The 21,154-nt window shown below is 64.7% G+C and carries 21 protein-coding genes; 11 read left to right on the forward strand and 10 right to left on the reverse strand.

Translation table 11 applies throughout. The annotated features are described in order from the left end of the window. Positions 1-84 precede the first annotated feature (84 nt). A complete protein-coding gene (locus JHW40_RS15895; protein ID WP_272848964.1) occupies positions 85-1,500 on the forward strand; it encodes an IS4 family transposase in 1,416 nt (471 codons plus the stop codon). Positions 1,501-1,511: 11 nt separating this feature from the next. Here JHW40_RS15895 and JHW40_RS15900 read toward each other — a convergent pair whose 3' ends face one another. From JHW40_RS15900 to JHW40_RS15910, 3 genes are all read right to left on the reverse strand, one after another. Then, positions 1,512-1,799 (reverse strand): I78 family peptidase inhibitor, encoded by a 288-nt coding sequence (locus JHW40_RS15900; protein WP_244519183.1) that lies wholly within the window; start codon positions 1,797-1,799, stop codon positions 1,512-1,514. A gap of 4 nt (positions 1,800-1,803) precedes the next feature. After that, on the reverse strand, positions 1,804-2,187 hold the full coding sequence (locus JHW40_RS15905) for a hypothetical protein (RefSeq protein WP_090612113.1): 384 nt from the start codon (positions 2,185-2,187) through the stop codon (positions 1,804-1,806). 129 nt (positions 2,188-2,316) lie between these two features. Then, positions 2,317-2,853: a TetR/AcrR family transcriptional regulator gene (locus JHW40_RS15910; RefSeq protein WP_244519184.1), complete on the reverse strand. Its 537-nt coding sequence runs from the start codon at positions 2,851-2,853 to the stop codon at positions 2,317-2,319. Between the two features lie 327 nt (positions 2,854-3,180). Here JHW40_RS15910 and JHW40_RS15915 point away from each other — a divergent pair, with 327 nt between their 5' ends. Then, the gene (locus JHW40_RS15915; protein ID WP_090612280.1) at positions 3,181-4,608 is read left to right on the forward strand and encodes a Glu/Leu/Phe/Val family dehydrogenase; all 1,428 of its coding nucleotides are present in this window, start codon (positions 3,181-3,183) and stop codon (positions 4,606-4,608) included. Between the two features lie 252 nt (positions 4,609-4,860). Here the strand turns inward: JHW40_RS15915 and JHW40_RS15920 are convergent, their stop codons facing one another. Next, positions 4,861-5,223, reverse strand: coding sequence for a hypothetical protein (locus tag JHW40_RS15920; protein WP_139208153.1), 363 nt, complete (start codon positions 5,221-5,223; stop codon positions 4,861-4,863). 244 nt (positions 5,224-5,467) lie between these two features. On the opposite strand from JHW40_RS15920, the gene JHW40_RS15925 reads away from it, so the two are divergent. The 5 genes from JHW40_RS15925 (at position 5,468) to JHW40_RS15945 (ending at position 11,134) form a co-directional block, all read left to right on the forward strand. Then, the gene (locus JHW40_RS15925) at positions 5,468-6,154 is read left to right on the forward strand and encodes an aquaporin (protein ID WP_090612119.1); all 687 of its coding nucleotides are present in this window, start codon (positions 5,468-5,470) and stop codon (positions 6,152-6,154) included. A 99-nt stretch (positions 6,155-6,253) separates the two neighbouring features. Continuing rightward, on the forward strand, positions 6,254-7,657 hold the full coding sequence (locus JHW40_RS15930) for a protein adenylyltransferase SelO (RefSeq protein ID WP_090612122.1): 1,404 nt from the start codon (positions 6,254-6,256) through the stop codon (positions 7,655-7,657). A gap of 96 nt (positions 7,658-7,753) precedes the next feature. Continuing rightward, on the forward strand, positions 7,754-8,437 hold the full coding sequence (locus tag JHW40_RS15935) for an endonuclease/exonuclease/phosphatase family protein (protein WP_090612125.1): 684 nt from the start codon (positions 7,754-7,756) through the stop codon (positions 8,435-8,437). A gap of 68 nt (positions 8,438-8,505) precedes the next feature. Beyond that, positions 8,506-9,780 (forward strand): phosphopyruvate hydratase, encoded by a 1,275-nt coding sequence (gene eno, locus JHW40_RS15940; protein ID WP_090612127.1) that lies wholly within the window; start codon positions 8,506-8,508, stop codon positions 9,778-9,780. A 220-nt stretch (positions 9,781-10,000) separates the two neighbouring features. Next, entirely contained in the window at positions 10,001-11,134 is a 1,134-nt protein-coding gene (locus tag JHW40_RS15945) for a TRAP transporter substrate-binding protein (RefSeq protein ID WP_090612282.1), read from the forward strand. Positions 11,135-11,197: 63 nt separating this feature from the next. On the opposite strand, the gene JHW40_RS15950 is transcribed toward JHW40_RS15945, so the two are convergent. The 5 genes from JHW40_RS15950 to cobU form a co-directional block, all read right to left on the reverse strand. Beyond that, positions 11,198-13,015 carry a TRAP transporter large permease gene (locus JHW40_RS15950; RefSeq protein WP_090612130.1) on the reverse strand — a complete coding sequence of 606 codons (1,818 nt, stop codon included), beginning with the start codon at positions 13,013-13,015 and terminating at the stop codon, positions 11,198-11,200. Then, on the reverse strand, positions 13,012-13,659 hold the full coding sequence (locus tag JHW40_RS15955; protein ID WP_090612132.1) for a TRAP transporter small permease subunit: 648 nt from the start codon (positions 13,657-13,659) through the stop codon (positions 13,012-13,014). The genes JHW40_RS15950 and JHW40_RS15955 overlap by 4 nt, the downstream gene beginning before the upstream one ends. A 101-nt stretch (positions 13,660-13,760) precedes the next feature. Next, positions 13,761-14,489 (reverse strand): adenosylcobinamide-GDP ribazoletransferase, encoded by a 729-nt coding sequence (locus tag JHW40_RS15960; RefSeq protein ID WP_244519185.1) that lies wholly within the window; start codon positions 14,487-14,489, stop codon positions 13,761-13,763. Further along, on the reverse strand, positions 14,482-15,435 hold the full coding sequence (gene cobT, locus JHW40_RS15965; protein ID WP_090612138.1) for a nicotinate-nucleotide--dimethylbenzimidazole phosphoribosyltransferase: 954 nt from the start codon (positions 15,433-15,435) through the stop codon (positions 14,482-14,484). Before cobT ends, JHW40_RS15960 begins: the two co-directional genes overlap by 8 nt. Next, complete coding sequence (gene cobU, locus JHW40_RS15970) at positions 15,432-15,953, reverse strand: bifunctional adenosylcobinamide kinase/adenosylcobinamide-phosphate guanylyltransferase (protein WP_090612139.1); 522 nt, start codon at positions 15,951-15,953, stop codon at positions 15,432-15,434. The genes cobT and cobU overlap by 4 nt, the downstream gene beginning before the upstream one ends. 102 nt (positions 15,954-16,055) lie before the next feature. Here cobU and JHW40_RS15975 point away from each other — a divergent pair, with 102 nt between their 5' ends. From JHW40_RS15975 to gluQRS, 3 genes are all read left to right on the forward strand, one after another. Next, entirely contained in the window at positions 16,056-17,645 is a 1,590-nt protein-coding gene (locus JHW40_RS15975) for a peptide ABC transporter substrate-binding protein (protein ID WP_090612285.1), read from the forward strand. Positions 17,646-17,708: 63 nt separating this feature from the next. Then, positions 17,709-19,046: a methylenetetrahydrofolate--tRNA-(uracil(54)-C(5))-methyltransferase (FADH(2)-oxidizing) TrmFO gene (gene trmFO, locus JHW40_RS15980; RefSeq protein WP_090612141.1), complete on the forward strand. Its 1,338-nt coding sequence runs from the start codon at positions 17,709-17,711 to the stop codon at positions 19,044-19,046. Further along, positions 19,028-19,879: a tRNA glutamyl-Q(34) synthetase GluQRS gene (gluQRS, locus tag JHW40_RS15985; protein ID WP_090612144.1), complete on the forward strand. Its 852-nt coding sequence runs from the start codon at positions 19,028-19,030 to the stop codon at positions 19,877-19,879. Before trmFO ends, gluQRS begins: the two co-directional genes overlap by 19 nt. A gap of 64 nt (positions 19,880-19,943) precedes the next feature. On the opposite strand, the gene hisI is transcribed toward gluQRS, so the two are convergent. Further along, entirely contained in the window at positions 19,944-20,303 is a 360-nt protein-coding gene (gene hisI, locus JHW40_RS15990; RefSeq protein WP_090612146.1) for a phosphoribosyl-AMP cyclohydrolase, read from the reverse strand. Positions 20,304-20,365: 62 nt separating this feature from the next. Here hisI and JHW40_RS15995 point away from each other — a divergent pair, with 62 nt between their 5' ends. Further along, on the forward strand, positions 20,366-20,809 hold the full coding sequence (locus JHW40_RS15995; RefSeq protein WP_090612148.1) for an iron-sulfur cluster assembly scaffold protein: 444 nt from the start codon (positions 20,366-20,368) through the stop codon (positions 20,807-20,809). Positions 20,810-21,154: the final 345 nt, after the last annotated feature.

The following is a 21,154-nucleotide window of genomic DNA, read 5'->3' on the forward strand; positions in this document are numbered from 1 at the left end:
ATTGATTCACCCACCAGACTTGGCCTTGCCTGAGCACAAGCGATCATGATTCGTCATGTGGCACCGAATAATTGAGGTGCAGACATGGGACAGAGTTGGGTGGAAACGGAAACGGCCGGATGCGATCTGGGAGATGTCAGGCTGAACAGGCGGCTTGAGGCAATGCTCGAGGCCCTCGGGGAACGGCCGGGAAAATCGCTGCCGACGGCATTCCAGGACTGGTCGAATACCAAGGCCGCCTACCGCTTCTTTGCTAACGGCAATGTCAGCGAGGACAAGATCCTCGAGGGCCATTTCGCTGCCTCTGCCCTGCGCATCCGGGCAACCGATGGTCCCATCCTGATCCTGCAGGACACCACGGAATTCTCCTTCAAGCGTTCGGCTCCGGAGAAGGTGGGGTTCACGACGGTGTCGACTGGACGCAAACTGAAGGAAGGTCGCTATCAGAAACATGCGGTCTGCGGGCTTTTGATGCATGCCAGCATGGCCATCACGCCGGATGGGCTGCCGCTCGGCCTGACGGCGGCCAAGTTCTGGTCGCGCAGCAAGTTCAAGGGAACCGCCGCTCTTAAACGGAAGATCAATCCGACCCGGGTGCCGATCGAACAGAAGGAAAGCATGCGCTGGCTCGACAATCTGCGCCTGTCCACCGAACTGACAGGGGTGCCAGAGCGCTGCGTGCATATCGGTGATCGGGAAAGCGACATATACGAACTCTACTGCCTGTCCGAAGAACTCGGGACCGGGTTCCTCGTCCGCAGCTGCGTCGACCGTCTGGCGGAGGATGGCGGCACGACCATTGCCAAGGTGATGGCAGAGGTGCAGTCCAGCGGCACCCACGAGGTCCGGTTCCGCGATGCGCAGGGCAAGGATCATTGCGCCGTGCTCTCGGTCCGGCACGCTACAATGACGGTCCGCCCGCCGATCGGAAAGCAGCGGAAATACCGGCATCAGAATCTTCAGATCATCCATGCCGAGGAGCTTGACCCGCCGGAAGGCCGGGTGCCCGTCTTCTGGAAGCTGATCACGAACTTGCCGGTGGCGACCCACGCGGACGCAATCCACAAGCTCCAATGGTATGCGCTGCGCTGGAAGATCGAGACATTCTTCCGGACCCTGAAGACCGGGTGCCGGATCGAAGAGCTGCGCCTGGCCACGGCTGATCGACTGGCAAACTGTATCGCGTTGTGCTGCGTCGTGTCCTGGCGCGTGTCATGGATGACGATGCTCGGCCGAGAGGTGCCGAAAGCATCGCCTGCTGCCGTCTTCACCGACGCCGAACGCCAACTGCTCGAGCGCACAGCGCCCGAGAGCAAGCAAAAGCTTCCGCGTGACCTCGATTTCTATGTCAGACTCGTCGCGCGGCTCGGCGGCTATCTCGATCGGACCTCCGATGCGCCACCAGGAACCACCGTCATATGGCGCGGCCTCTCCCGCCTCGCCGATCTTGTCGAAGGCGCTCGCATCGCCGAAACACCATCATCCGAGACATATGGGTAACTGCAAGGCGGTCAATAGCAGCTGATCTTTTCGATCCGCCCGCTGCTGCCGTGTTCGATATTCAGCCGGTCGGGCCGGAAATCTGCCGTGACCGCGTCATTCGGGCCGATTTGCCGCGTGCCGATGGGGAAGGTCATCCCGCCCAGCACCGAGATCGGCTGACCGATCAGGCCCTGATAGCCCGCAGCGCCGCAAGCGTCCTCGGGTTCCGGGGACTGTTCGACCGGGGCTGGGATGGGTTCGCAGGCGGCCAGCGCGGCGAAAGCGGCCAGCGCGAAAACGGTTTGTCTGATCATCATTGGTTCACCCGCAATCTGTGTCGCTGATATTGCCCGCCGCATCCAGCCGGAAGACCAGACGGTTGGGATCATAGTCCTGCGGCTCGATCCCGCGGAATTCCACCACCCGATAGCTGCGCGATATGTCAAGCGACGGCAGCGCGCTGCCCGGTTTGCCGATATGTTCGCGGTAAGCCGCCGCGCCGCAGACATCGGGCTTGCGCTCATTCAGCCCGGAATTCGCCAGTGTGGGTGGTGGTGCGACCGGCGCCACCGGAACGGGATCATAGGCCGGGGTGGCGGGCAGGGTCTGGGGCGCGGGTGCCACCGGCACCGATGGCGGAACCGGCATGCAGCCAGCCAGCAAGGCCGCCGCCACTGCCACAGGCAGGATCGTCGTTCTTGTCATTTTCAAAGTCATTCCCTCGTTGGCCCGGATATGTTCCGGATTATGATCATGGTTATACGGTCGCCAGCCGGGCTTGAGAAGCCGCTGACCGTTTCACGAATCCATCATCGCATCCGGGCAACAGACCGGCTAGCGGGCGGCACCGCTGTTGCGCGGGGCATAGGCGCGCAGGAACAGCGCCACCGCGGATTCGCAGATTTCGCCGATTGCGGCCTCGGTCAGCGGGATATGGGGCAGCATCGCGGCGCGCTCGGTCAGGGTCGCGCCGGTCAGGCGCCACAGTTGCGCCGCGGCCAGCGCGCTGTCCTCGAGTGTCAGATCGCCGCGTTCGACCCAGCGATCCAGCGCCGCCGTCAGCAATTGCACCCGCTGTTCGGGCACCCGCTGGAAATAGCCGCGCGCCAGTTTCGGAAAGCGGCGCGCCTCGGCGATGCCCATGCGATAGATGCCGGTCTGCAAATCGCTGACCGCGTCCTGCGACAGGGCGGCGACCAGTCGTGACAGCCCCTGTTCCGGCGACAGCTCGGGGTCCGGCAGCGCGGTTTCCAGCCGTTCCGCCTCGACGATCTCGTTTCGCATGATCTCTTCGAACATCAGCTGTTTATGCGGGAAATAGCTGTAAAGTGTGGCCTTGGAGACGCCTGCCGCGCGGGAAATATCGTCCACGCTGGCGCCTTCGTAACCGTCACGCAGGAATATCTGGCGCGCGCCACGGCAGACCTGGTGAAATTTTCTGCCTCGGTAAATTTCTTTTTGTTCAACCACAAGTCACATCCGTTACCTGGTTACAGTAAGATCGGGAATCGATCGCGGGTCTGAATTAACGCTGGAATCACCGACCGGGTTTCAGACGGGCGGCGGACAGTAATCGTCCGCGCCCCTCCCCCGGGCCGGCATTTTTCATCGTTTACAACTTTCGTCTGGCAAAGAATCGGGCAGTTCGCGCATCAATGGATGGCGGGCGCGTTGGGCGCCGGGGAGGAGATCAGGATCATGGCGCATAAAAACGCATCATTCAGGGACTCGGTGGACCGCATGTTCACCCACGCCGCCTCACTCATGGAATTGCCTCCGGGGCTTGAGGAAAAGATTCGTGTCTGCAATTCGACCTATACAGTTCGCTTCGGTGTGCGTCTGCGTGGGCAAATCCATACCTTCACCGGATATCGCTCGGTCCATTCCGAACATATGGAGCCGGTGAAGGGCGGCATCCGCTATTCCCTGGATGTCAGCCAGGACGAGGTCGAGGCGCTGGCGGCGCTGATGACCTATAAATGCGCGCTGGTCGAGGTGCCGTTCGGCGGTTCGAAGGGCGGTCTTTGCATCGATCCGCGCGCATGGGACGCCGACGAGCTTGAGCGGATCACCCGGCGCTTTACCTACGAGCTGTCGCGGCGCAACCTGATTTCGCCCAGCCAGAACGTGCCGGCGCCCGACATGGGCACCGGAGAGCGCGAGATGGCGTGGATGGCCGATGCCTTCAAACGGCTGCATCCCGACGACATCAACGCCAAGGCCTGCGTCACCGGCAAGCCGCGCCATGCCGGCGGGATCGATGGCCGGGTCGAGGCGACGGGCCGGGGGGTGCAATATGCCGCGCGAGAATTCTTCCGTCACCCCGACATGATGAAGCGCGCCGGGCTGGAAGGCACGCTGGCGGGCAAGCGGGTGATCGTGCAGGGTCTGGGCAATGTGGGTTATCACGCCGCGCAGTTCCTGTCGTCCGAGGACCGCGCATTGATTACCTGCGTGATCGAGCGCGACGGGGCCATCAGCAATCCGCAGGGCCTGAACATCGACGCGCTGCGCGGCCATATTCAGGCAACCGGCGGTGTGCGCGGGTTCTCCGGCGGCGATTACCGCGAGGAAGGGCTGCTGGCGCTGGAGGACGACTGCGACATCGTGATTCCGGCGGCGGTCGAGGGGGTGATCCGCGCCGACAATGCCGACCGGATCAAATGCCGGCTGATCGTCGAGGCCGCCAATGGTCCGGTCACCGCCGATGCCGACGAGATCCTCAAGCGCAAGGGCGTGGTCATCATCCCCGACATGTATGCCAATGCGGGCGGGGTCACCGTCAGCTATTTCGAATGGGTCAAGAACCTGTCGCAGATCAGTCTTGGCCGACTGGAACGCCGTCATGAAGAGGCGCGGGCCAGAATGATCGTCGAAGAGCTGGAACGGCTGTCCGCCGATACCGGGCTGAACTGGACGCTGTCCAAGGGCTTCAAGGAGGCCTTCCTGACCGGCGCCGATGAACTGGAGCTGGTGCGCTCCGGTCTGGACGACACCATGCGCGAGGCCTTCGGCAAGATGACCGAGGTTTTGCAGGGCAACAGCCGTGTCGATGACCTGCGCACCGCGGCCTATGTGGTGGCGATCCGGCGGATTTCCAACGTCTATGGTTCGCTGGGATTGTAACTGCGGGTTGCGAGGTGGCTGTTAGTGGATGCCGGGGTGAGGTGACGAAGAGTTCCGGTTTTCTCAGCAATCACGGCGCGCATTCCGGAGGTCAACAGGGCGTGATATGGCTCGCTTCCAGGGCCGGTCACCTTCAGGCGTTCTCCAGTATCGCCGTCCCGTTCCGCCTCATGGTGAAGGGCGTCCCTGAACGGGCGAAGCCCTCGGGCGGGGCGGTAAGGCGATCGGTCACGACAGCGCTTGCGGCGTTGGCTACTCGGCAAGCGCCTTGCGCAACGCCTTGTTATAGACAGGCATATGACGCTGCAAAAAGGCGGCAATTTCTGTGATCACCTTTTTCCCCAGATCTTCGGCACTCCCCCCGTCAGTCTCGGCCCTGGCATATTCCCCGCTGGTCTGCACATCTTTGCCGCTCAAATGCCTGACTTCCTGCCGGACCATGCCGATGGCCTCGAAAGGGCAGAACCGGAATATCCGCCGCTCGATCTCGCGAAAGGCCTCTCCGCCGGAGCCAATCAACAATTCCTCGATGGCTTTCGCTTGATTGAGGTAGCATTTTTGTATCCCACTATCTCTGTCATCGGTAGCAACTTGCTTCATCGTGTAGCGTCTCAATCAGGGGACACATTTTCGGCGAAGGTTATGTTCAGTCCCCGTCGCCGCGCGATACAAGCCGGACTGGCCGTCGCGTGATAGCGCAGCCGCCCCAGTTCCCGCGCCTGACAGCCCGGCACCGGCTTGCCGACCGAAATCACCGCCACCACCCGCCAGCGACGAAAAACCGCAATTGATTAACCCGCCCTGATCGGCCAATGCCCGCGCAGGGCCGGTCCGGCCCCGTGTGGTTAAGGAGTTTTTCATGTTCAACAAGGCCCTGGCCGAATTCTTCGGCACCTTCATCCTGGTCTTTTTCGGCGTCGGCTCAGCGGTGCTGATGGGTGCCCATATCGGCTTTCACGGCATCGCCATCGCCTTCGGCCTCTCGATCGTCGCTGCAGCCTATGGGCTGGGCGCGATCTCGGGGGCGCATCTCAATCCGGCGGTGTCGCTTGGCTTCGTGGCCTCGGGACGGATGACGGCGGCGGATTTCGTCACCTATTGCATCGCCCAGATCGCCGGAGGCATCGCCGCAGCCGGCGTCATATATGTCATCGCCACCGGCAAGGCCGATTACGCCATCGCCAGCGACGGGCTGGGCCAGAACGGATTCGGCGCGGGCTATAACGGCGGCTATTCGATGATGGCGGCACTGGTCTTTGAATTCGTGGCCACATTCCTCTTCGTCACCGTCATTTTAGGCGCCACCCGCGCGGACGCGCCTGCGGGCTTTGCCGGGCTGGCCATCGGGCTGACGCTGGCGGGCATCCATCTGGTCGGCATCGACGTGACCGGGGTCTCGGTGAACCCCGCCCGCTCGATCGGGCCGGCGGTCCTTGCCGGCGGACAGGCCATCGCCGATCTGTGGCTGTTCATCGCCGCCCCTCTGGCCGGAGGGCTGGTCGCGGGGCTGTTCCATGCCGCGGGTCTGACCCGGAACGAGGATTGAATACGGCCCGACAATCCCGGGGCCGGGCCGGGAAAACCGGCCCGACCCTTTTCGACCGGCCTTGCCGCCCCTAGATCAGATGAGGCACAGGAGGTCGCCATGATCCATTTCGACAACAGCTATGCCCGCCTGCCCGAAGGCTTCTTTGCCCGGGTCGCCCCCACGCCGGTCGCCGCGCCGCGGCTTCTGGCGCTGAACGAGCCGCTGGCCGGGCGACTGGGGCTGAACAGGGACTGGCTGCTTGGCCCGGACGGTCTGGCGATGCTGGCCGGAAACGGTCTGCCAAAGGGGGCCGATCCCATCGCGCAGGCCTATGCCGGGCACCAGTTCGGCGGCTTCGTGCCACAACTGGGCGACGGCCGCGCGGTGCTGCTGGGCGAGGTTGTGGCATCTGACGGGGCCCGTTTCGACATCCAGCTGAAGGGCAGCGGCCCGACGCCGTTTTCGCGGCGCGGCGACGGCCGGGCGTGGATGGGGCCGGTGCTGCGCGAATATATCGTCAGCGAATTCATGGCGGCGATGGGCGTGCCCACGACCCGCGCGCTGGCGGCCGTCGCCACGGGCGAGACCGTCTGGCGTGAAAACGGCCTGCCCGGCGCGGTGCTGACGCGGGTGGCGGCCAGCCACATCCGGGTCGGCACCTTCCAGTTCTTCGCCGTGCGCGGGGACGAGGATTCGCTGCGAAGGCTGACCGATCACGTCATCGCCCGCCACTATCCGCAGGCCGAGGGTCCGCTGTCGCTGCTGGATCACGTCGTCGCGCGGCAGGCCGAGACCATCGCGCAATGGATGGCGCTCGGCTTTATCCATGGGGTGATGAATACCGACAATATGGCGGTCTCGGGCGAGACCATCGATTACGGCCCCTGCGCCTTCATGGACGGCTATCACCCCGATACGGTGTTTTCCTCGATCGATCACGCGGGACGCTATGCCTGGGCGCAGCAACCGCAGATGGCGGTCTGGAATCTGGCACAGCTGGCCACCTGTCTGATCCCGCTGATGGGCGAGCGCGATGCCGCCATCGAGGCCGCGACCCGCTCGGTCCATTCTTTCGCACCGCTCTATCAGGCGGCATGGACGCGCCGCTTCGGCGAAAAGCTGGGGCTGACCGATTGTGACAAGACCGGGCTGGCGCTGATCGAGGAGCTGCTGTCGCTGATGGCCCGGCAACGGGCGGATTTCACCCGTGTCTTTGCCGGGTTGCAGGATGGCCGGGCACGGGACGAATTCACCGACGCCACAGAGTTCGCGGAATGGGAGGCGCGCTGGCGTGCCCACCATCCCGACGCAGAGCTGATGGCAAGGGCCAATCCACAGCGAATCCCCCGCAACCACCGGATCGAAGAGGTGATCGCCTCGGCCGTGGCGGATGACATGGCGCCGTTCGAGCGGCTGTTTCAGGCGGTGATCCATCCGCATGAACTGCGCAAGGAATGGGCAGAACTGTCGCTGGCGCCGCAGCAAGACCAGATCGTGCGTCAGACATTCTGCGGAACCTGACGGAATGCGGTGCGGAAAGGGGGGCTTTGCCCCCCGCCCTCTTGCAGAGGGCTCCCCCCAAGGTATTTTCAAGGAGTGCGAGGGGAAAGACGCGACTTGCTGAGACTGGCCAGCTATAATCTGCATAAATGCCGGGGTCTGACCGGTCCGCACGCGCCCGAGCGAAATCTGGCGGTGATCCGTGATCTGAAACCCGATATCATCGCCCTGCAGGAGGTCGATTTCCGTTTCGGGGCCCGGCCCGAGGCGCTGCCGCGCCGTCTGATCCACGAGATGACCGGGCTGGTGCCGGCCGAGATCAGCCGCCGAAGCGGTGAGAACTCGCTTGGCTGGCATGGGCAGACGATTCTGATGCGGCCGGATCTGGCCGAACAGGCGGTGATCCGGCGGATGCCCCTGCCGGGGCTGGAGCCGAGGGGCGCCGTGGCGCTGCGCCTGCCGGGCCTGACCGTGATCGGGCTGCATCTGGGGCTGGTGCGGACATCGCGCCGGGCGCAGCTGGCGCGGATCAGCGCGCAGGCCTCTCGCATCGCCGAGGACCATATCGTGATGATGGGCGATTTCAACGAATGGCGCGATGATCGCGGGCTGGAATCGCTGGCCGGCTTTCAGGTGATCGCGCCGGGGCCGTCCTATCCCGCGCCCCTGCCCCGGCTGCGTCTGGACCGCATCGCCATGAGCCGGAATCTGGAGCTGCTGGACGCCGGGGTCTTCAAGGGGGCGGGCGCGCGGGATGCCTCGGACCACCTGCCGATCTGGGCCGAGATCCGTCTGCCCTGAAATTGCGGCTTTCCGATCAGCCCCGGCCCGGCTATGCAGGCCGCGGATGCAGTTCGAAGGAGAGGCCCATGACCGCCATCATCGACATTTTCGCCCGTGAGATTCTGGACAGCCGCGGCAATCCGACCGTCGAGGTCGATGTGACGCTGGAGGACGGCACGCAGGGTCGGGCGGCGGTGCCTTCGGGGGCCTCGACCGGGGCGCATGAGGCGGTGGAAAAGCGCGACGGCGACAAGGCGCGCTATCTGGGCAAGGGCGTGCTGGAGGCGGTGGCCGCCGTCAATGGCGAGATTGCCGAGAACCTGATCGGCGAGGACGCGACCGAGCAACGCGCCATCGACGCGCTGATGTGCGAGTTGGACGGCACCCCGAACAAGGCCCGGCTGGGCGCAAATGCCATTCTGGGCGTCTCGCTGGCCGTCGCCAAGGCCGCGGCAGAGGCCTGCCAGCAGCCGCTTTACCGCTATGTTGGCGGCACTGCCGCGCGGATCCTGCCGGTGCCGATGATGAACATCATCAATGGCGGCGAACATGCCGACAACCCGATCGATATCCAGGAATTCATGATCATGCCGGTCGCGGCGGACAATATCCGCGAGGCCGTGCGGATGGGTTCCGAAGTGTTCCACACGCTGAAGAAAGAGCTGTCCTCGGCCGGCCTGGCCACCGGCGTCGGCGACGAGGGCGGATTCGCCCCGAACCTGTCCAGCACCCGCGACGCGCTGGATTTCATCCTGAAGGCGATCGAGAAGGCCGGCTACAAGCCCGGCGACGACATCATGCTGGCGCTGGATTGCGCGTCCACGGAATATTTCAAGGGCGGCAAATACGAGATGGCCGGCGAGGGCAAATCGCTAAGCCCGGCCGAGAATGTGGATTATCTGGCCGCGCTTTGCGCCGATTATCCGATCCTGTCGATCGAGGACGGCTGTTCCGAGGATGACTGGGAGGGTTGGAAGCTGCTGACCGAGCGTCTGGGCGCATCGGTGCAGCTGGTCGGCGACGATCTGTTCGTGACCAACCCCACCCGTCTGGCCGAAGGCATCGAGAAGGGCTGCGGCAATTCGCTGCTGGTCAAGGTCAACCAGATCGGCACGCTGTCCGAGACGCTGGACGCGGTGCGGATGGCGGATCGTGCGGGCTTCACATCGGTGATGTCGCACCGTTCGGGCGAGACCGAAGACGCCACCATCGCCGATCTGGCGGTCGCCACCAATTGCGGCCAGATCAAGACCGGATCGCTGGCGCGTTCCGACCGGCTGGCGAAATACAATCAGCTGATCCGCATCGAGGAAATGCTGGGTGCCACCGCCGAATATGCCGGGCGAAGCATCCTGCGCTGAGCGGGCTTAATGCTGAACGACGCCCGCGGGATCGGTTCCTGCGGGCGTTTTCATATCCGGTGACAGCCCCGAAAGCGGTTTTTTACGCCTGAATGTCGTAACGACCCTCGACAGCCGGTCATGGCCCATTAAAATACCGCCATCGAACAACGGGATTGCAGCCCCAGGCCCAGGGTTCAGCAGATTACAGCGGAGGAATTATATGGAAAACAAGGATAAAATCGGGCGCCGGTCGTTTCTGACCCGCGCGACCGTGGGCGGCGCGGCTGCGGCGGCGGGTGGAGCGCTGGCGGCCCCGGCTTTGGCGCAGGAGACGCCGAACATCAACTGGCGGCTGGCCTCGTCCTTTCCCAAATCGCTGGACACGATCTTCAGCGGCGGCGAGGAACTGGCGCGGCGCGTCAGCGAGGCGACCGATGGCCGGTTCCGCATTCAGGTCTTTTCCGCCGGAGAGATCGTGCCGGGGCTGGACGCGATCAATGCCGCGACCGATGGCACCGTCGAATGCGCGCATTCGGTCGGATATTATAACTGGGGCAAGGATCCGGCCTTCGCCTGCGGGGCCGAACTGCCCTTTACCTTCAGCGCGCGCTCGAAATCGGCCTATAACTATTATGGCGGCGGGATCGATCTTTATAACGAATTCCTCGAAAAATACTCGCTGGTCAGCTTTCCGGCGGGCAATACCGGCACCCAGATGGGCGGCTGGTATCGCAAAGAGGTCAACACCCCCGCCGATGTGCAGGGGCTGAAGATCCGCATCGCCGGTCTGGCCGGGCGGGTGCTGGAACGGATGGGCGCGGTGCCGCAGCAGTTGGCGGGCGGCGATGTCTATCCGGCGCTGGAAAAGGGCACGATCGACGCCGCCGAATGGGTCGGCCCCTATGACGACGCCAAGCTGGGCTTCCACAAGGTCGCGCCCTATTACTATTACCCCGGCTTCTGGGAGGGCGGGCCGACCGTCAGCATGTTCTTCAACAAGGCAAGGTACGACCAGTTGCCCGACAGCTATAAATCGCTGCTGCGCAGTTGCTGTCAGGCGGTCGATTCCAACATGCTGGCCAATTACGACTACAAGAACCCCACCGCGATCAAGGAACTGGTGGCGCAGGGCGCGCAATTGCGGTCCTTCAGCCAGGAGGTGATGGTGGCGGCGTTCGAGGCCGCGAACGAGGTCTATGCCGAACTGTCGCAGCAAAACGAGTCGTTCAAGAAGCAGTACGAGGCGATGCTGCAATTCCGTGACGACTGGTATCTCTATGCCCAGACGGCGGATTACACCTTCGACACCTTCATGATGACGCTGCGCAATCAGGATGCGCTGGCACCGTCGAATTTCGGTGTGGGCGAGTAGGCAGCAGCCGGTAACGCAAATGACAGGGCCGTCGCGATCATGCGGCGGCCCTTTTCGTTGGGCTCAGTTCCCGCCAAGACCGGGTGGCGGGCTGCCAAGGCCGGGCGCCGCAGGGGTCGGCGCCTCGGGCGCGGCGTTTTCAGGCTGGGGCGCCGGGGAACCCCCGAAATTCGGCACCCCCGGCCCGGTGCCCAGACCACCCGGCGCGGCATTTCCGCCACCTGCCGGTGCGCCCTGCCCGAAGGGAGAACCGCCGACGCCGCCCAGCCCGCCCGAGGGCAGATGGATGCGGATGTTGCTGGTATCGACCGCTGGCCCCCGATAGTGCATCACCATCTGCGGAAAGGCGATCACCAGCCCCACCATCACGATCTGCAAGCCGACGAAGGGCACCGCCCCGCGATAGATGTCGCCGGTCGAGACCGCGGGAATCCGCCCGCCGGTGATCTTGTCCAGATAGGATCTGCGCGGCGCCACCGACCGCAGATAGAACAGCGCAAACCCCACCGGCGGCGTCAGGAACGAAGTCTGCATGACCACCGCCAGAATGATGCCGAACCAGACCAGATCGATGCCCAACTCGTTCGCCGCCGGGATCAGCAGGGGAACGATAACGAAGCTGAGTTCGAAAAAGTCGAGGAAGAAGGCCAGAAAGAAGATGATCGCCGACACCGCCAGCAGGAAGCCGTATTGCCCGCCCGGCAGCGCGGTCAGCAGATCCTTGACCCAGATGTGACCGTTGATCGAGTAATAGGTCAGCGAAAACACCGTCGCGCCCAGCAGGATGAACATCACGAAGCTGGACAGCCGCACCGTGGACAGCAGCGCCTGATTGACCACATCGGGGTTCAGCCGCCGCTTCAGTCCCGCAAGGACCAGCGCGCCGACCGCGCCCATCGCGCCCGCCTCGGTCGGGGTGGCGATGCCCAGAAAGATGGTGCCCAGCACGACGAAGATCAGCGCCAGCGGCGGGATCATCACGATGATCACCTGCCGCGCCAGATGCGACAGCAGGTTCAGGCCCAGCCGCGCGTCCAGTTGCGCCATCAGCATCAGCGCGATCACCGCGATGGCCGCCGACCAGATCGCCGCGTCCGAGCCCCTGCCCAGCCCGTCATGCAGCAGCCATTGCGCGCCCATATAGATCAGACCCGCAATCGCGAAGGCCACCAGCAGCGAGGCCACGCCCGGCCCCAGCGTGCGCACCTCGGGCGGCAGGGCGGGCATGGCGCGCGGGCGGATGAAGGACAGCACGATCACATAGAGCAGATACAGCCCGGTCAGCCCCAGCCCCGGCAGCAGCGCCGCCTTGTACATATCGCCCACCGATCGGCCCAGCTGGTCGGCCAGCACGATCAGCACCAGCGACGGCGGCAGGATCTGGGTCAGCGTTCCCGCCGCCGCGATCACCCCCGTCGCCAGCTTGCGGTCGTAACCATAGCGCAGCATGATCGGCAACGAGATCAGCCCCATCGAGATGACCGAGGCCGCAACCACCCCGATCGTCGCCGCCAGCAATGCGCCGACCAGAATCACCGCCATCGCCAGCCCGCCCCGTACCGGGCCGAACAGCTGCCCGACGGTTTCCAGCAGATCCTCGGCCATGCGGGACCGTTCCAGCACGATGCCCATGAAGGTGAAGAACGGAATCGCCAGCAACACATCGTTGCGCATGATGCCGAACACCCGGTCGCCAAGCGCCTGCAACAGGTTCCAGCCCAGATTGACCTCGGTGCTGTAGGGGGTCAGGAACACGCCGATCAGAAAGAACAGCAGCCCGTTTGCCGCCAGCGCGAAGGAAATCGGATAGCCGATCAGCAGAAAGGCAGCCATCGAGAAGAACATGATGGGCGCCAGATTATGGGCAACAAGATCGATCACTGGCTGTCCTCGCGCTTGTGTTTTTCGACCTGATCCAGCACCGGGGCGGATACCGAGGCATCCACGTCCAGTTGCGCCGCCATCAGTTCGGCCTCTCGCATGGCCTGTTCCTCGACGGACAGATGCGTCTGTTCGTCAGGGATCAGGCCGCGCATCACGGCGATCTTCTTGATGACCTCGGACAGGCCCTGAACGAACAGCAGGATGAAGCCGGTCAGCAGCACCGCCTTGGCCGGCCAGACGATCAGCCCGCCGGCATTGCTGGACATCTCGCCCGCGCGCCACGAACTGCGCAGCGACGGCCAGACCAACGAGATCATCAGCCCGGTGAAGGGCAGCAGGAAGAACAGCGTGCCCAGAAGGTCGATCCAGTGCTGAACCCGACGCGACCAGTTGCCATAGAGGATATCGACGCGGACATGCTCGTTTTCCAGCAGGGTATAGGCCGCGGCCAGCATGAAGGCCGCGCCGAACAGATACCATTGCAGCTCCAGCCAGGCATTGGACGAGATACTGAAGATCTTGCGGATGATGGCATTGCCCGCGCTGACGAAGATCGCCAGCAGGATCAGCCATGCCACATACCGCCCGATGAACGAATTGATGCGGTCAACGCCGCCCGACAGGGCCAGCAAGGCGCCCATGCACGTTCTCCTCCCCATGTTCTGACGCCGCCGGGGCGCCGGTCTTTGACCGGATTACAGGCCCGCTGGTATGCGCAAAGCGCATGGCCCGGTCAAGTTTTTCACGCAGGTGCCGTAGGGTCGCCAAGGGCGAAGGCGATCAGCATCGCGGTCTCGACCGCCAGCGACAGCGTGCCCAGAACATCGCCGGTCTGCCCGCCCAGCCATTTTCGTGCCCGGGCGATGACCCATGCCGCGGCCACGACCCCGGCGATCGCGGCACCCGGCGCTCCCGGCCCGGCCAGCGACAGGGCCAGCGCGGCAAGGGTCAGCGCCACCAGCAGCGCGGCGACCGAAGGGCGGCCCGCATCCCGGCCCAGACCATCGCCGCGCGCGGGCGGCAACAGGATCATGCCGGGCAGGATGGCCGCCCGCCCGCAAGCCGCCGCCGCGATCAGCGCCAGAGGCGAGACCAAGGTCAGCGCCGCAATCCGCAGCGCCGTCGTCAGAATCAGCGCCATCGTGCCATAGCTGCCGATATGCGAATCGCGCATGATCCGCAGCCGCGTCTGCTGGTCCTGCCCGCCAGCGGCGTCGGTGAAATCGGCCAGGGCATCCTCGTGCAGCGCGCCGGTGAACCAGACCATCAGCGCCACCGACAGGCAGGCCGTCAGCAGCGACGCATCCCAGATCAGCAACGGAAGCGCGCCCACCGCACCCACCACCGCGCCCGCCAGAGGAAAGGCCCATGCGGCCTCTTTCAGCGGCAGGATGCGCGCGGGCAGCAGGCGCCCCAGCGGCAGGCGGGTCAGAAAGACCAGCGCCAGCAGCAATTGATGCAGCCTAGCCAATTCCGGCCTCGGCGAAGGTCGCCATCCCCTCATGGCAGGCGATGGCGCCGCGCAGCACCATCAGCGCCACCGCCGCGCCCGAGCCCTCGCCCAGCCGCATGTCCAGCGACAGCACCGGCTGCATCCCCAGCGCGGAGATCAGCCGCCTGTGCCCCGGCTCGGCGCTTTCATGGCCGATCAGGCAATGGGCCAGCGCGGCGGGGTCGTCGCGGGTCAGCACGGCGGCGGCGGCGGTGCAGATGAACCCGTCAAGGATCACCGGCAGGCGCAGTTCCCGCGCCCGCAGCACCGCGCCGCAGATCGCCGCCTGCTCTCGCCCGCCGAAGGCCGCCAGCGTTTCGGCCACCGAGGCCGGGCGATGACGCGCCAGCCCCGCATCGACGGCGCGCAGCTTGTTTTGCAGGATCGCGCTTCCTGCCCCGGTCCCCGGCCCGACCCAGTCCTGCGCCTGCCCGCCAAAGACCGAAGCCGCCTGCACCGCCGCAATGGTGGAATTGCCGATCCCCATCTCTCCCAGCAGCAGCACATCGGCGGCGGGATCGACGGATTCGGCCCCGATCCGCATCGCGGCCTTGCCCTCGGCGGCGTCCATCGCCGCATCTTGGGTGAAATCGCGGGTCGGGTGGTCCAGATCCAGCGGCACCACCGACAGATCCGCCCCCGCCACCCGGCAAAGCTGGTTGATCGCCGCCCCGCCCGCGCGGAAATTCTGCACCATCTGCGCCGTCACTTCGGGCGGAAAGGGATTGACCCCTTGCGCGACGATGCCGTGATTGCCCGCAAAGACCACCGCCTGCGCATGGTCCAGCCGCGGCACCGCCCGCCCCTGCCAGCCCGCCATGAAGACCGCCAGTTCCTCCAGCCGTCCCAGCGATCCCGGCGGCTTGGTCAGGCTGTCCTGCCGCGCCCGCGCCGCATCCGCCGCCTGTTGGTCAAAGCCCGTCATGGCTGCCCCGCAGGCGCGGGCTTGATCCGCAGGGGCTGACCGCAGACGGCCATCCAGACCTCATCGGCGACTTCCGCCACCGCCTGATTCATCCAGCCATGCGCATCCCGGAACTGCCGCGCCAGCGCATTGTCGGGCACGATGCCAAGGCCAAGCTCATTCGTCACCAGCACCACCGGATCGCGCTGCTGGCGCAGCACCGCCACCAGCGCCGCAATATCGGCCTGTCCCATCGTGTTCGACAGCCACAGCGTCAGGCAATCGACCAGCCGGGTGCCCTGCCCATCGGTGGCAGACAATACGCCGACCAGATCCACGGGCTCCTCTACCGTGATCCAACCCTGATCGCGGCGCTCCTTATGTAGCTGAATACGCTGCGACATTTCATCATCAAAGGCCTGCGCCGTGGCGATATAGACGCGCCCGCCGCCCTGTTGCAGCACCAGCCGCTCGGCCAGGGCCGATTTTCCCGAACGGGCACCGCCGGTCACCAGCGCGATATGGGCATGCTTCATCATCGCGCCATCTGTTCCACAGCCCTGCACCGTTGAAAAGTGGCTTGTGCGATTTACCACGGCGTCGGGATGGTTAAACCTGTGGCCGTTACCGATGAGGCCCCCGTGACCCGATTCCTTGCCGCCGCCCTTGCCGCTTTGCTTGCGCTGCCCGCCTTGGGACAGCCTGCCGAGGGCGAACGGCTGGCCGAGGATCAAAGCTTTACCTTCTGGCTGCCCGATGCTGTCGGCGTTCTGGACCCGGCCCAGACCAGCGATCCCGAGGGCATGGACCTGCTGCGGCAGTTGTTCGAGGGGTTGATGACCGAGGACGCGACCGGCGCCATGATCCCCGGCATGACCGAGCGCCACGAGGTCAGCGAGGACGGGCTGACCCACAATTTTCAACTGCGCGCGGCCCGCTGGTCGAATGGCGATCCGGTGACGGCGGATGATTTCGTTGCCGCCTGGCGGCGGGTGGTGGACCCGAAAACCGGCTCGGCCCATGCGCGATATCTGGCGCTGATGCAGATCGAGAACGCGGCCCCGATCATCGCGGGCGAGATCCCAGCCGAGCAGCTGGGCGTGACCGCCCTCGATGCGCGCCGGTTGCAGGTCACGCTGACCCGGCCCGTGGCCCATTTCGCGGCGATGCTGTCCCATCCGGCGACTTTTCCCATACCCCCCGACTCGTCCGGGGACGACGGGGGGATCCAGCCGGGCAAGCTGGTCGGCAATGGCGCCTTCACGCTGCAAGCCCATGATCCGGGCGCATCAATCACCCTGACCAAGAACCCCGCATATTGGGACGCCGCCAATGTGGTGATGGAGACCCTGCGCGGTGTCACCGAGATCGACGGCCAGGCGGCACTGACCCGCTTTCGCGCCGGCGAACTGGACCGGGTGCCCATCCCCGTCGGGGAATATCCGCAACTGCATGAGGATTTTCCCGATCAGGCAACGGCGCTGCCCATCCCCTGCACCTATGCCTATGTTTTCAACCTGTCCGACAAGGGGCCCGAGGCGCTGAAGAACCCTGCCCTGCGACGGGCGCTGTCGCTGGGGCTGGAGCGTGACCTGATGGTGTCGAACGTGCTGCAAGGCGGCCAGCGCCCCGCGCAAGGCTGGACGCATTGGGCGATCGCGGGCCTTGACGCACCCGAAGGCGGGCCTGCCGCGCTGGATCAGGATGCCAGGACCGCGCTGGCCCGCGAATTGCTGGCCGGGGCGGGTTACGGCCCCGACAACCCGCTGCGGCTGGTGCTGCAATATAACGGCGACGAGTTGCACCGGCTGCTGGCGCAGGCCGCACGGCAATACTGGAAACCGCTGGGGGTCGAGGTCTCACTGAACAATCTGGACTGGATGACCCATGCCGACCGGATGCACCGTCAGGATTTCGAGATCGCCCGCTATGGCTGGTGCGCCGATTACAACGAGCCTTCGGCCTTTCTCGACTGGTTCCGCAGCGACGGTGAAAACAGCGGCGGATGGTCGAATGATGAATATGACCACCTGCTGGATCAGGCCCGGCTGGCCGATGATCCCGCGCCGCTTTACCGTCAGGCCGAAGAGATCCTTGCAGCCGAGGCCCCCGCCGCCTTCGTCTATCACTATGCCACGACTGAGATGATCAATCCCGCGATCCGGGGGCTGCCTCGTGGCAATGCGATGGGGCGATGGTATGGCAAGGACCTGTATCGACTGGCGCCATGACCCTTTCCAACCTGCGCCCCGGCTGATAATCAGCGGTCTTTCGGCATCCCAAGCGAGGTTTCCATGCAGCCCGTGAACATCGTCGGCGCCGGTCTGGCAGGGTCCGAGGCCGCATGGCAGGTCGCCCGCGCGGGCGTGCCCGTGATCCTGCACGAGATGCGCCCGACCGTCGCCACCTTCGCCCACAAGACCGGCGATTGCGCGGAAATGGTCTGCTCGAACAGCTTTCGTTCGGACGATGACGTGATGAACGCCGTGGGGCAATTGCATTGGGAAATGCGCGCGGCAGGCGGGTTGATCATGGCGATGGCCGACCGCCACCGCCTGCCCGCAGGCGGCGCGCTGGCCGTGGACCGGGATGCGTTCTCGGCCGCCGTGACCGAAACCCTGCGGGCCGAACCGCTGGTCCGGATCGTCGCGGGCGAGATCACCGAGCTGCCCACCGATGGCAACTGGATCGTGGCCACCGGGCCGCTGACCTCGGACGCGCTGGCGGGCGCGATCCGCCGGGTGACGGGCACCGAGGCGCTGGCCTTTTTCGACGCCATCGCCCCCATCGTCCATGCCGAGACCATCGACATGTCGGTGGCCTGGGAACAAAGCCGTTATGACAAGGGCGAATCTGACGCCGAACGCCGCGCCTATATCAACTGCCCGATGACCCGCGACGAATACGAGGCCTTCATCGACGCCCTGCTGGCCGCCGATAAAACCGAATTCCGCGAGGGCGAGACCGCCGGTTATTTCGACGGCTGCCTGCCGATCGAGGTGATGGCCGAACGCGGACGCGAAACCCTGCGCCACGGCCCGATGAAGCCGGTCGGGTTGACCAATGCCCACAAGCCCCAGGAAAAAGCTTATGCGGTGGTCCAGCTTCGCCGGGACAATGCTTTGGGAACGCTGTATAATATCGTCGGCTTCCAGACCAAGATGAAATACGGCGCGCAAACACAGGTGTTCCGCATGATCCCCGGCCTGCAAAATGCCAGCTTTGCACGTCTTGGCGGTATCCACCGGAATTCATTCCTGAATTCTCCGACGCTGCTGGATGACCGGATGCGGATGCGGCAACGCCCGAACCTGCGCTTTGCCGGTCAGGTGACGGGTGTCGAAGGCTATGTCGAAAGCGCCGCGATGGGGCTGCTGGCGGGCCGGATGGCGGCGGCGCAGGCAAAAGGCGCCGAGCTTGCCCCCCCGCCCTTCACCACGGCGATGGGCGCTCTGGTCAACCACATCACCGGTGGGGCCGAGGCAAAGACCTTCCAGCCGATGAACGTGAATTTCGGCCTGTTCCCGCCGCTGGACGACGCGCGTGGCGGCCGTCGCGGCCGCAAGGACCGCTATCCGGCCTATACACAGCGTGCCAAGGACGATTTCAGCGCATGGCTGGCGGCACAATAATCCGCACGCGCTTCGCGCCCTCGCCCACCGGCCTGCTGCACCTGGGCCATGCCTATGCCGCACTGGTCGCCGCACGAGAGGCTGATACCGGCCAGTTCCTGCTGCGGATCGAAGATATCGACCGCGACCGCTGCCGCCCCGAATACGAGGCCGCGATCCAGGACGATCTGGTTTGGCTGGGCCTTGACTGGCAGCAACCCATCATGCGGCAATCCGACCGTATGGAAGCCTATCGCGCGGCCCTGAAGCAACTGGCCCCGTTCAGCTATCCCTGCCGCTGCCGTCGCGGCGACATCCGCGTAGCCCTTGCCGCCCCGCAAGAAGGCGCCCTACCCGCCGGTCCCGACGGGTTGATCTATCCCGGCACCTGCCGCGGCCGCCCGCTCTCGGATGCCGGGCCCGGTGACGTGATCCGGCTGGACGCAGAACGCGCCTTCGCCGCCCTCACCCTCGACCGGATCGGCTTTCGCGATCAGGCCATCATGCCCGGCCATGACCACATCCTGACCCGAGAGCAGTTCCTGGACGGCATCGGCGACGTGATCCTGTCGCGGCGCGGCATGGGCACATCCTATCATCTCGCCGTGGTCGTGGACGATACCGCGCAAAAGGTCACAACCGTTACACGCGGAAAAGATCTGTTCGATTCCACATATATACACGTTCTTCTTCAGAAACTTCTGAAACTGCCGACGCCGCGTTACCATCACCACCGCCTGATCCGCGACGACTCCGGCAAACGGCTGGCAAAACGTGACGACGCCCGCGCCATCCGCCATTACCGCGACGACGGTGCCACCCCACAGGACATCCACCGCATGCTCGGCTTCTGACCATCTCTGGTGCCGAAATATCCCGGGGGAGTCGCTGGAACGGCGACGGGGGCAGCGCCCCCGATCAACCCGCCATCGGCACCATGATCTCGACCTCATCCCCGCCCCGGATCGCAGTATAAAAGCACGAACGCCGGTTGGTGTGACACGCCGGTCCGGTCTGGCGGACCAGCGCCAGAAGGCAATCGCGGTCGCAATCGACGCGCAATTCCACCAGTTCCTGCACATGACCCGAGCTTTCGCCCTTGACCCAGAACGAAGCCCGCGACCGCGACCAATAGGTCACCCGCCCGGTCTGCAAGGTCCGTGCCACGGATTCGGCATTCATCCAGGCCATCATCAGCACCTGCCCGCTCTCCGCATCCTGCGCGATGGCCGGGATCAACCCCTTTTCATCATATTTAAGGCTTGCGGGATCGAACATCGGGTTTCCTTTCGCAGCAGGTCTTCCTATCTAAGATGGATTGCAGGCGCGGGAAAGGACCGATGGCCGATACCGATCTGATGCAGCTTTATTCACGCCGGATCCTGGCGTTGACCACCTCGATCCCGCATCAGGGACGACTGGACGCCCCGCAGGGCAGCGCCAGCCGACGTTCTCCGCAATGCGGGTCCTCGGTGACGGTCGATGTGGTGCTGAAGGATGGCCGGATCACGGATTTCGCGCAAGAGGTGCGGGCCTGCGCGCTCGGTCAGGCCTCGGCCGCGGCGCTGGGCGCGGCGGTGATGGGGCTGCCCCGGGACGATATCGCCCGGACCCGCGACCAGCTGGAACTGATGCTGAAACAGGACGGCCCGCCACCCACCGCCCCTTTCGCCGAACTCGAGGCGCTTCTGCCTGCCCGCCTCTATCCCAACCGTCACGCCTCGATCCTGCTGGCATGGGATGCGACGCTGGCCGCGATGGACGAGGCGCTGGCCGCAGCCTGACCCCCACGTTTAATGAAAAAACCGGCCCACAAAGGGGCCGGTCAAGTTGCGCGTGGCTCGAGGACAGGCGGACGCACAGGCGGTGGCGCCGCATTGGCAACGCGGGGCAGAAATTCAGGGTTGCAGGATGGCAGGCAGCCAAAGCGTGACGATCGTGCTGACAGAGATCGCAGCGACACCCATGAGATCGAAGATAAAATCGCGGGACATGATGGCCTCCGGTTAAGGTTGCCATTTTGTTCTCATATTGCGATGCCCGTGTAAAGAACTTTTTAGGAACATCTTAACTTTTTTCTGGAACAAACAGAAAACCCCGCTTCCGAAAGGGAAACGGGGTCGATCAGC

Source organism: Paracoccus alcaliphilus (assembly GCF_028553725.1).
GTDB lineage: Bacteria > Pseudomonadota > Alphaproteobacteria > Rhodobacterales > Rhodobacteraceae > Paracoccus > Paracoccus alcaliphilus.

What these genes read in the sequence shown, in the direction of transcription:
- hisI (WP_090612146.1), bottom strand. Translation starts at nt 20,303, where the DNA reads ATGTTCGATCCCGCAAGCCTTAAATATGATGAAAAGGGGTTGATCCCG.
- cobU (WP_090612139.1), bottom strand. Translation starts at nt 15,953, where the DNA reads ATGATGAAGCATGCCCATATCGCGCTGGTGACCGGCGGTGCCCGTTCG.
- JHW40_RS15995 (WP_090612148.1), top strand. Translation starts at nt 20,366, where the DNA reads ATGGCCGATACCGATCTGATGCAGCTTTATTCACGCCGGATCCTGGCG.
- trmFO (WP_090612141.1), top strand. Translation starts at nt 17,709, where the DNA reads ATGCAGCCCGTGAACATCGTCGGCGCCGGTCTGGCAGGGTCCGAGGCC.
- JHW40_RS15930 (WP_090612122.1), top strand. Translation starts at nt 6,254, where the DNA reads ATGATCCATTTCGACAACAGCTATGCCCGCCTGCCCGAAGGCTTCTTT.
- JHW40_RS15925 (WP_090612119.1), top strand. Translation starts at nt 5,468, where the DNA reads ATGTTCAACAAGGCCCTGGCCGAATTCTTCGGCACCTTCATCCTGGTC.
- JHW40_RS15895 (WP_272848964.1), top strand. Translation starts at nt 85, where the DNA reads ATGGGACAGAGTTGGGTGGAAACGGAAACGGCCGGATGCGATCTGGGA.
- JHW40_RS15915 (WP_090612280.1), top strand. Translation starts at nt 3,181, where the DNA reads ATGGCGCATAAAAACGCATCATTCAGGGACTCGGTGGACCGCATGTTC.
- eno (WP_090612127.1), top strand. Translation starts at nt 8,506, where the DNA reads ATGACCGCCATCATCGACATTTTCGCCCGTGAGATTCTGGACAGCCGC.
- cobT (WP_090612138.1), bottom strand. Translation starts at nt 15,435, where the DNA reads ATGACGGGCTTTGACCAACAGGCGGCGGATGCGGCGCGGGCGCGGCAG.
- JHW40_RS15955 (WP_090612132.1), bottom strand. Translation starts at nt 13,659, where the DNA reads ATGGGCGCCTTGCTGGCCCTGTCGGGCGGCGTTGACCGCATCAATTCG.
- JHW40_RS15900 (WP_244519183.1), bottom strand. Translation starts at nt 1,799, where the DNA reads ATGATGATCAGACAAACCGTTTTCGCGCTGGCCGCTTTCGCCGCGCTG.
- JHW40_RS15905 (WP_090612113.1), bottom strand. Translation starts at nt 2,187, where the DNA reads ATGACAAGAACGACGATCCTGCCTGTGGCAGTGGCGGCGGCCTTGCTG.
- gluQRS (WP_090612144.1), top strand. Translation starts at nt 19,028, where the DNA reads ATGGCTGGCGGCACAATAATCCGCACGCGCTTCGCGCCCTCGCCCACC.